At 28.9% G+C, this 9,175-nt stretch carries 8 protein-coding genes and 2 rRNA genes; 5 read left to right on the top strand and 5 right to left on the bottom strand.

What is annotated here, in order from left to right; all coding sequences use genetic code 11:
- Positions 1-563: 563 nt before the first annotated feature.
- A complete protein-coding gene (locus KPL54_RS25220) occupies positions 564-1,526 on the top strand; it encodes an NAD-dependent epimerase/dehydratase family protein (protein WP_216109244.1) in 963 nt (320 codons plus the stop codon).
- 98 nt (positions 1,527-1,624) lie between these two features.
- On the opposite strand, the gene KPL54_RS25225 is transcribed toward KPL54_RS25220, so the two are convergent.
- Both KPL54_RS25225 and KPL54_RS25230 read right to left on the bottom strand, forming a co-directional pair.
- Positions 1,625-2,149 carry an acyltransferase gene (locus tag KPL54_RS25225; protein WP_216109245.1) on the bottom strand — a complete coding sequence of 175 codons (525 nt, stop codon included), beginning with the start codon at positions 2,147-2,149 and terminating at the stop codon, positions 1,625-1,627.
- A gap of 1 nt (position 2,150) precedes the next feature.
- Complete coding sequence (locus KPL54_RS25230) at positions 2,151-3,017, bottom strand: NAD-dependent epimerase/dehydratase family protein (protein ID WP_216109246.1); 867 nt, start codon at positions 3,015-3,017, stop codon at positions 2,151-2,153.
- A 346-nt stretch (positions 3,018-3,363) separates the two neighbouring features.
- On the opposite strand from KPL54_RS25230, the gene KPL54_RS25235 reads away from it, so the two are divergent.
- Together KPL54_RS25235 and KPL54_RS25240 are read left to right on the top strand one after the other, a co-directional pair.
- A complete protein-coding gene (locus tag KPL54_RS25235; RefSeq protein ID WP_216109247.1) occupies positions 3,364-4,230 on the top strand; it encodes a DNRLRE domain-containing protein in 867 nt (288 codons plus the stop codon).
- 162 nt (positions 4,231-4,392) lie between these two features.
- Positions 4,393-6,177 carry a tetratricopeptide repeat-containing glycosyltransferase family 2 protein gene (locus KPL54_RS25240; RefSeq protein WP_216109248.1) on the top strand — a complete coding sequence of 595 codons (1,785 nt, stop codon included), beginning with the start codon at positions 4,393-4,395 and terminating at the stop codon, positions 6,175-6,177.
- Between the two features lie 138 nt (positions 6,178-6,315).
- Here the strand turns inward: KPL54_RS25240 and KPL54_RS25245 are convergent, their stop codons facing one another.
- Positions 6,316-6,597, bottom strand: a complete 282-nt coding sequence (locus tag KPL54_RS25245; protein ID WP_216109249.1) for a hypothetical protein — start codon at positions 6,595-6,597, stop codon at positions 6,316-6,318.
- 219 nt (positions 6,598-6,816) lie between these two features.
- Between KPL54_RS25245 and KPL54_RS25250 the strand changes: the two genes are divergently transcribed.
- Positions 6,817-7,830 carry a glycosyltransferase gene (locus KPL54_RS25250; RefSeq protein WP_253203793.1) on the top strand — a complete coding sequence of 338 codons (1,014 nt, stop codon included), beginning with the start codon at positions 6,817-6,819 and terminating at the stop codon, positions 7,828-7,830.
- 296 nt (positions 7,831-8,126) lie between these two features.
- Positions 8,127-8,339 (top strand): hypothetical protein, encoded by a 213-nt coding sequence (locus tag KPL54_RS26360; protein ID WP_253203794.1) that lies wholly within the window; start codon positions 8,127-8,129, stop codon positions 8,337-8,339.
- A gap of 507 nt (positions 8,340-8,846) precedes the next feature.
- Here the strand turns inward: KPL54_RS26360 and rrf (KPL54_RS25260) are convergent.
- Together rrf (KPL54_RS25260) and rrf (KPL54_RS25265) are read right to left on the bottom strand one after the other, a co-directional pair.
- Positions 8,847-8,963 (bottom strand): 5S ribosomal RNA (gene rrf, locus KPL54_RS25260).
- An 86-nt stretch (positions 8,964-9,049) separates the two neighbouring features.
- A 5S ribosomal RNA gene (rrf, locus tag KPL54_RS25265) occupies positions 9,050-9,166 on the bottom strand.
- Positions 9,167-9,175: the final 9 nt, after the last annotated feature.

Raw genomic sequence — 9,175 nt, forward strand, 5'->3', positions numbered from 1 at the left:
GTGTTAGGCACGCCGCCAGCGTTCGTCCTGAGCCAGGATCAAACTCTCAATTTAAAAGTTTACACTTTTTAGTTGAAATAATTAATCTGCGCCAACTGTTAAGTTGGTTAGCAAGCTCATTACATACTTTTTAGTCTTACGACTAAAATATTACTTTTACTAAAGTAATTGACTGGTTAAAACAAAATATTATTTCATTTCTTTACCTATTTCTCTGTTTAATTTTCAAAGACCAATGTGCCACTCGTATGTGACGACAAGGAACATTCTATCACATTAATAAAAAATCAATTCTAGCATATAGACCTTATACATGAATTATATTCATATGTCTACACATATCTCCATATAGTTCGATATTTCGCATTACGATACGCATGGATAAGTTATATCATAAAAAATATATTTGAACTTACTCCTGTACCTGATATCATATTCTCACTTAATCCCATTTTCAAAAGTATCACAAAAAACATAATTAAATATACTATATATAGAGACTTTTATAATATCCAATTAAAATAGTGTTATTAACCATATTCTCTAATGGAGGAGATACTTAAATGGAAAGCAAAAAAATATTTTTAACTGGTGGAGCAGGTTTTATTGGCTCTCGCATAATTGAAATGCTTCACAATAATAACAAAATCTTAATTTATGATAATTTAACAAGAAATTCTATTAAATACACATCACTTCTAGACAATAAAAATATAAATTTAATAAAAGGAGATATTTTAGATTATTTCTCTCTTAAGAAAGCTGTAGATGATTTTAAACCCAATGTTGTAATTCATCTTGCAGCAATAGCCGGTATAGAGACCGTTATTAAAAATCCAGTAAACACTATGAAAGTTAATATGATAGGAACTGCGAATATTTTAGAGGCATTAAAGGACTATGCAAACTATATAGATAAATTTATTGATTTTTCTACAAGTGAGGTTTTTGGTACCTATGCCTATAAAGTAGATGAGAAATGTACCACAAACCTAGCCCCAGTTGGTGAGGCTAGATGGACTTATTCAGTGAGTAAACTTGCAGCGGAACATTTAACACACAGCTATTATAAAGAATATGGCCTTAAGGCAGTTACTATTAGACCATTTAATATATATGGTCCAGGTCAAGTTGGTGAAGGTGCTGTCCATCAATTTATAATGAGAGCAATTAGAAATGAACAGATACAAATACATGGTGATGGTGATCAGATTAGATCCTGGTGTTATATTGAGGATTTTGTTAATGGAATATCATTGTGTCTTGAGAAGGAAGAAGCCATAGGTAATTCCTTTAACATTGGAAATCCTAGAGGAACTATAACTATTGGAATGCTAGCACAATTAATAAAACAAATTGTGGGCTCTAAATCAGAAATTATTTATGTTCCCAAAAATTATGTAGATGTTGAATTAAGAGTACCCAATATAGACAAAGCTGTAGACTTATTAGGTTATAGTCCCAAGTATGATTTAACTTCAGGCTTAACAAAAACTATTGAATGGTATAGGAATTTAGAAAAATAGCCTAGCTCTGATACACATGATTATTTCATATATAGTATAGCAATGTTAATCATTACTATACTATATTTACCTGTGCATACAATTAACATAATTATTTTTTATTCTCTTGTTTTTATTACTTTTGCAGGTACACCTACTGCAATAGATAATGCTGATATATTTTGATTTACTACTGCATTTGCTCCTATTATAGTTCCCTCTCCAATAGTTACCCCAGGAAGAATTACTGCTCCTATTCCAATATTACAATTATCTTTTATATTTATTGGTAAATATTCTAATTCTGAAAATAAAATTATAGCATCACCTTTTGTTTCTTTATGCTTTGCTCCATGAATCTTTGCCATTGGTCCAATCCCTACATTTTTACCAATAGTAACACCTGCTGCGCCATGAATAAAACATTGTTGACCAATCCATGTGTTAGACCCAACCTTTAGAATGGAGTTGTAATATCCTTTTAATATAGTATCATGACCTATATAAACATTATCGCCTATTTCAATGTTTTCAGGAAAAATTATTCTCACACCATCTTCAATTATAACATTTTCTCCACACTTTTTAAGCTTATTCTTATCCGGGATTCCAGCTCCTTCGCTCTTCCATAATTTGTACTTCATCTCAAATTTGTCCCTCTTTCTTTAATGACATGAAAAATAATTCAAGTCCCTCATTTAAATTCATCTGCATATTATAATTCAATGACCTACATATTTTTTTACCACTTCCCATTAAATTATCTATATCATTGTCACAATATATAAACTTAGGCTCATGAACGTTTATTATAAATGCAATTTTTCTACAAATCTGTTCTATAGAAATAAACTCATTACCACAAATATTGAATGTCCCCTCCAAATCATTTTTAATAATATTTCCCACTATATTTACAACATCAAAAATATGAATTGGATTAATTATTGGCAGCCCATTTTTGTTCAACACAATCTTATTTCTCTCTAAAATATCATTAAATAAGTTACCGATTAATCTACCCTTTTGTCCGTCACCATATGGAAAAAACAATCTTAAAATTACAATAGATAATTTACCTTTATATAATTCACATATTTTTTCAGAAAAATATTTACTTAATGAATATATTTCTTTTGCATTACAAATATCATTTTCATCCAATATATTTTTTCTAAATCCATATACACCTCCAGTTGATATTAGAATAAATTTCTTTATTTTATTTCTTACGCCAAATTCTAGTAATTCCAAAGTCGATTTTACATTAATATCTATATAGTCAGATTTGTTTATATTATCATTGCCTACTATTGATGCACAATGAATAATAACATCTACATTATCGATGAATAAATCATCTAATTTATCCTGTAAATTCCAAAATATATTATCACACATTAAATTTTTATTTCTTCCAATATTTATAATATAGTTTTCGTTATTTATAGAATTTATTATATTTTTCCCTATAAATCCTGTTCCCCCGGTTATTAATATTTTCTTAGACATAATTATTAAAAATCCCTTCAAAATATATTCAGATAATTCTAAATTTATATTATTTGTAATATACGAACTTAGAATCATCTGTTAATAATATTTTATTACTTTCAATTATAGAATATTCCTTAAATCATTTAATATTTGATTGAAAACATACACTAACTCATTCTGATGTAAATTATGTATAAAAAATAATCACAAAATACTATCAATAGAATATTATATGTTAAATAAATAACTATCTTGAATTTAAAAATATAAAATTAATATATTGCGTTTCTCCATAATACAATTAAAGGTTACCAATCTTTGATTATGTTACATTATTAATAAAGTATAAGGATGTGCTAAAATGACAAGTCTTATAATACCATCAACTAAAAGTCTTACAGTAACAAACAAAATTCCTAATGGAAATATTAATGAAAAAAATATAACTGTAGGAAGTGATGGATTATATACTTATTCAAGCTTTTTGTTTTTTGATATTTCGAAAGTACCAAGTAATGCTGAAATATCTAATGCAGAACTTGTATTATTTAAAACTGATAATTTCTATAAGGACAACAGAAAATGCATTTATATATATCCATTGTTTGACTACTTTAGTACTTTCACCACTTACAATAATCCTCCTGAAATTAACCATATTATTCAAGGCAGTCTGCATCCCCTAACATCTAAAATATCAGTTATGACCAATCTCACGAAGATTGTTTCACTATGGTTTAGGAATGCATTATCAAATAAGGGGATAATTCTGTGTAAAAAAAGCAATGATTTTATCACGAGCTTTGGTTCAGCAATATGTAGTGATAAATATCTAACTCCATTTATAAAAATAATTTATAGCACTAAAAACACTATTATAATACATGAAAATAGCAACCCTATGAAGGTAATATATTATCCTTGTCCCTGCAATTGCCCGCCTTATCCAAATCCTCCGATACCACCAGTACCTCCAGTACCAACGATAAGAAGAGTTGAAGTTACAGGAATAGTTGCTCCTTTTTCAATATATTTAATAATTGTAACTTTATCAGTAACTAGAATTGGTACTGGTCATATTGATAATTATTATGTTACTGATGAATATGATAATTCAGCAAGTAGCACTCCACTTGCAATCGACAAATTTTATGATATTGCGGTTATTCCACGAGAAAATCCAGGAGATACTGAAAATATAAGTCTTTCTGGATCTTATAAAGGATAATTATAATTAGGTACACCCTTATTTAATTATGCATATTATGTACCGAGCAAAAATTCAAACTTTGCTTAGTATACTGAAATAGCAATGTTTTCAATTAATAATTAATAGAGAAGTACCAGTTTTAGTACTCATAATTATTAACTGAAATTAGGGGGAAATACAATGAAGAATGAAATAAGTCTATGCATGATTGTAAAAAACGAAGAAAATTACTTGCCTAGGTGCCTTGAAAGTATTAAAGATATTGTTGATGAGATAATTATCGTTGACACAGGATCTACAGATAGAACTATAGAAATCGCTAAAAGTTATGGTGCTAAAGTTTATTACTTTAAGTGGAATAATAATTTTAGTGAAGCTAGAAATGAATCATTAAAATATGCTACTAAAGACTGGATATTAATATTAGATGCAGATGATGAATTACATGATGACTATAAAGAAAATTTTAAGTTATTGTTAAATACCCAATTGAATGAAGATACACTTTATTTTTTTGAAACATTAAGCTACTATGGAGATATTGTTGATACTAATTGTATCACCGTTAATTTAAACCCAAGAATGTTTAAAAACAACCGTGGAATTCACTATGAGGGAAGAATTCATAATCAGTTAGTATATGTACAAGGTAAATCTGATACAATCTGTAGTTCTATAAAAATACACCATTATGGATATTTGAATAAAAGCATAATCTCTAAAAACAAAAGAGATCGGAATATTACCATTTTAAATGAACAAATAAAAAAAGAGCCCACTAATAAATTTAATTACTTTAATCTAGGCAATGAGTATACATCTTTAGGTGATGTAAAAAAAGCTCTTAAATATTATTATAAAGCCTATGACAATTTTGATCCTAATACCGGATTCAGTTCAATATTACTTTTACGAATAATTATTTCAAATTATAATATACAAGAATACAATGAAGCACTAAGCTTTATAGATATTGCATGTGGATATTATCCAAAGTTTACCGACTTGTATTTTTTTAAAGCTCTTGTCTATAAAGATTTAGGCAAACCTACACTTCAAATAAAAGCCCTAAAGAAATGCATTGAACTTGGTGAACCATCCTCTGAATTGAAGTTTTTTCATGGAAGTGGAAGCTTCAAAGCTTATTATGAATTAGGTAATAGCTATATGTGCCTTAATGATTATGATGCTGCATATGATTATTATATTGAAGCTACAAAATCAAACCCTAATTTCATAGACCCTTTCTATTGTATTTGTCATATATTAAAGGAAAAACACACATCTCTTGATGAATTTAAGTCCATTATGGAAAGTCTGTTTTTAGATTTTCCGACTTCTTATGCCACTATTGCAGATATATTTTATAATGAAGGATTCTATAAAATATCATTAGAGTATATTGAAAAATGCGCAAAATCAGGAATTATTACTGAAAATCTTACAATGTTAAAAGCTAAATGTTTTGTTAGAACTAATGCCTTTGATGAATGCATTAATATAGATACTATAGATGAAACTTCCCCTACTCACGTGCATCTATCAATGTATAAGGCTTTAAGTAGCATATTAAACAACAACTATGATCTTGCATCATCCACAGTAGGTAGTTTTAAAGAAAACACTTTATCCGAATACAATAAAAAGCTACTGAATGTTTATTCTGAGTTAGTAAAATTATTCACAAATGAACCAACATCTATGTTATCTGAAGATGAAAATGAAAAAGATTATATTATTATTATACTAGAGATTTGTGAAATACTGCTTATAAACAATAAGTTTGATGAATTAAAGATAGCCGTAAACTTGCTTAATTTAATAAATAATAACTTTGCGCTTCTTTACCTTGGGAAACTTTATAATAATTATGGATATATTGATATCGCTAAAAAGGAAATAATACGTTCCATAAAGGAATTTGATATATATGATTCAGTTGGACTAGATATACTAAAAAAATAGATTTAATAAAAATTGTGAGGCACACTTCTGTGCCCCACTTTTTTCTATCTCATATAGATTAATATTATAGCTTTTTAATAACAAAACATGGAGTCAATGACCCCATGTTTCTTTATCTTTAATCTTTAATTTTTAATTTTAGTAACCAAAGTTTACAACAGTCGCTACGGTTTCATTACCATGCAATTTAGGTGAGATAGCCATACGAACTGTAGTTGAAATTGCTAATGCTGTTGATGTTGCTGTATTATTATAATTCATTTCTCTATAAAAAACTTGTTGAGTTGCAGTTCTTGCCGCATTAGTACCACTAACTGTGAGTGTAACCATAACACGAGCGGTAGACCACCCAGCAACGGTTCCTGTAGTTGCTACGTCATAATTAGTACTAGATTGTGGAGTATCAAAACTTGCTGCCAATCAGAACATCTCCTTGAATTTGATTTTTGGGATTTCTCATCCCTCTATAATATATGTAATTATTGCTTTGTTGTGTCAATAGTTGATATTAAAAGTAATCTTTTAATAAAAGTCATACATTGCTCCTGAATAAGAACATTTTCTAAAAAGAAACATATTATATTACAACAGTTAAGCGTAATTATAGTGATTTTTACTGTTTTAAGGGGAGGAGTCATAATGGATGAATTAAAAGTTATCCATGGAACCATGGAAATTGCCAATCAAATGCATACTATTACAAAAGCATTACGAGGATGCAACATAGAAGCAAAATCTGTTAATTACTATCCTAGTTACCTGAATTACAAATCAGATTATAATCTGGATCTATTTTCGATAGACATTAATGAGGCTGACAGATTGAGTAAAGAATTAGCTGTAAAATTAATAAATGAAAATAATATCTTTCATTTTCATTTTGGAACAAGTCTTACTTTGGATTATTCTGATTTGCCTATACTAAAAAATTTAAACAAAAAAATATTTATGCAACATTGGGGTTCAGATGTAAGGCTTTATTCTTTAGCATCAAAATACAACCCTTATGTAAAGGTAAAAGTTACAGATGAAAAAAAAATAATAAACAAACTTGAGTTTTTTGGAAAATATGTTGATAACTGCATCGTTTCTGATGCTGAATTATATGAGTATGTTAAAGACTTTTATAAAAATGTACATTATGTAAAACAAGCTATAGATATTAAAGACTATACCATAAAAAGCAAAGAAATGAAGAACGAATTATGCATTGTACATGCTCCTACCTCACCAGAGATAAAGGGCACTGATTCAGTACTTAAAGTCATAGAAGAATTAAAGGATAAGTATTCTTTTAATTTTAAATTAATACAGGGAATGTCTCATTCAGAGGCAAGAAAGATATATGAAGAGGCAGATATAATAATCGATCAGTTGCGAATCGGATCTTATGGTTTACTCGCCATTGAAGCTATGGCAATGGGTAAGACAGTCATAACCTTTATTAGTGATCCTATGAAGGATAAATACCCTAAGGAATTACCTATTATTTCAGCAAATCCGGATAGCTTAAAGGATACTCTTGAATATTTAATTATAAATAAAGATATGCTAAAAAAAATAGGGGAGGAGGGTAGAACTTTTGTAGAAAGGTATCATGATTCAAACCTAATAGCCAAAAATCTCTTAAAGTTATATAAATTAGACAAATAATATTAAGATAGCTCACCTTTTTTATTTTGAAATTATAATCAAAAAATTTGCAAAATAAAAGCATCCTTTTTATAATGGTTTTGCGAAAACTAAAAAAAAAGATGCTGATAAAATTGGAAAAAGTTATTTAAATCAATTACTCACTTATATTAATAAGGTTTACCATATAGGTAAAAAAATCAATATGTTAGAGGATAAAAGAATAAAATCTCCAGTAAAGATTTCAACACTTACTTTTGTTGTATTATTCGGGTTTATGCTACAAATAAGAAGTTTTAATAGGTTAAATCACTGGCTTGAAAAAGGTAAATTTAAGAAAGTATTGCCAAAAAACTAAAATTCCGCGTATTGACGCCGTTAGGCGATATTTGAGTGATTTCGATTTAGAAGGTTTCAAAGACATGCATACTGATATAATAAAAACTACAATAAAAAATAAGTTGTTTAGGTCTGGCACTTTAGATGGAGTAACAGTAGGTTCTGATCCACATATTATTTTAGGTCAATAAATGCTTGAACCTAAAAAAGATGGTTCAAAGAAGGATTAAGGTGAAATTACAGGCGGTAAGAGACTAATAAAAAAACTATATAAGCAATATCATCATTTTTCAAATATTATAGTTGCTGATGCTTTATACTGTAAGTCCACTTGGATTAAAGAAGCATGGATTATAACAACAGATAAATTCACCTCATCAAAAAGTTTGTGGACGATAATGCATAAAAAATGCGATATAGAAAACAATGCCTTTCATCAGTTTCTAATGGTATAACCTGTGCACCTTCATTAAATATTTGTCCAAATACACCTGCCAGTTCTCCAGTTGCTCCTGTTGGACACAATTTACAACAATTTTCGTCACATCTGTCACACTCATCACATCTGTTACATTTACTAGATTTATCACGTTTATACCAATAATGATTTCTTTTACCCTCAATATAATCTAGTTCATTAATATAATTAAATTCATGCCCAAAAAAAACATTAAGATAAACTTAATGTTTTTTTTATTACATAGCGACAACCTACTCTTCCACAAAGTCACCTCTGCAGTACCATGGTTGCATTAAAGCTTAACCGACCTGTTCGGTATGGGAACGGGTGTTACCCTCAGGCCATAATCACCAGATGAAAATATACATATTCTCTGAAAATCAAGCTTCATTTAAATTTCGACAAAATAAAAACACTAAGTAAACTTAGTGTTTTTCTGTAACCTGGCGACAACCTACTCTTCCACAATGTCACCCCTGCAGTACCATGGTTGCATTAAAGCTTAACCGACCTGTTCGGTATGGGAACGGGTGTTACCCTCAGGCCATAATCACCAGATGAAAATAT

Source organism: Clostridium estertheticum (genome assembly GCF_018861295.1).
GTDB lineage: Bacteria > Bacillota > Clostridia > Clostridiales > Clostridiaceae > Clostridium_AD > Clostridium_AD estertheticum_D.

What these genes read in the sequence shown, in the direction of transcription:
- KPL54_RS25235 (WP_216109247.1), top strand. Translation starts at nt 3,364, where the DNA reads ATGACAAGTCTTATAATACCATCAACTAAAAGTCTTACAGTAACAAAC.
- KPL54_RS25225 (WP_216109245.1), bottom strand. Translation starts at nt 2,149, where the DNA reads ATGAAGTACAAATTATGGAAGAGCGAAGGAGCTGGAATCCCGGATAAG.
- KPL54_RS25230 (WP_216109246.1), bottom strand. Translation starts at nt 3,017, where the DNA reads ATGTCTAAGAAAATATTAATAACCGGGGGAACAGGATTTATAGGGAAA.
- KPL54_RS25240 (WP_216109248.1), top strand. Translation starts at nt 4,393, where the DNA reads ATGAAGAATGAAATAAGTCTATGCATGATTGTAAAAAACGAAGAAAAT.
- KPL54_RS25250 (WP_253203793.1), top strand. Translation starts at nt 6,817, where the DNA reads ATGGATGAATTAAAAGTTATCCATGGAACCATGGAAATTGCCAATCAA.
- KPL54_RS25220 (WP_216109244.1), top strand. Translation starts at nt 564, where the DNA reads ATGGAAAGCAAAAAAATATTTTTAACTGGTGGAGCAGGTTTTATTGGC.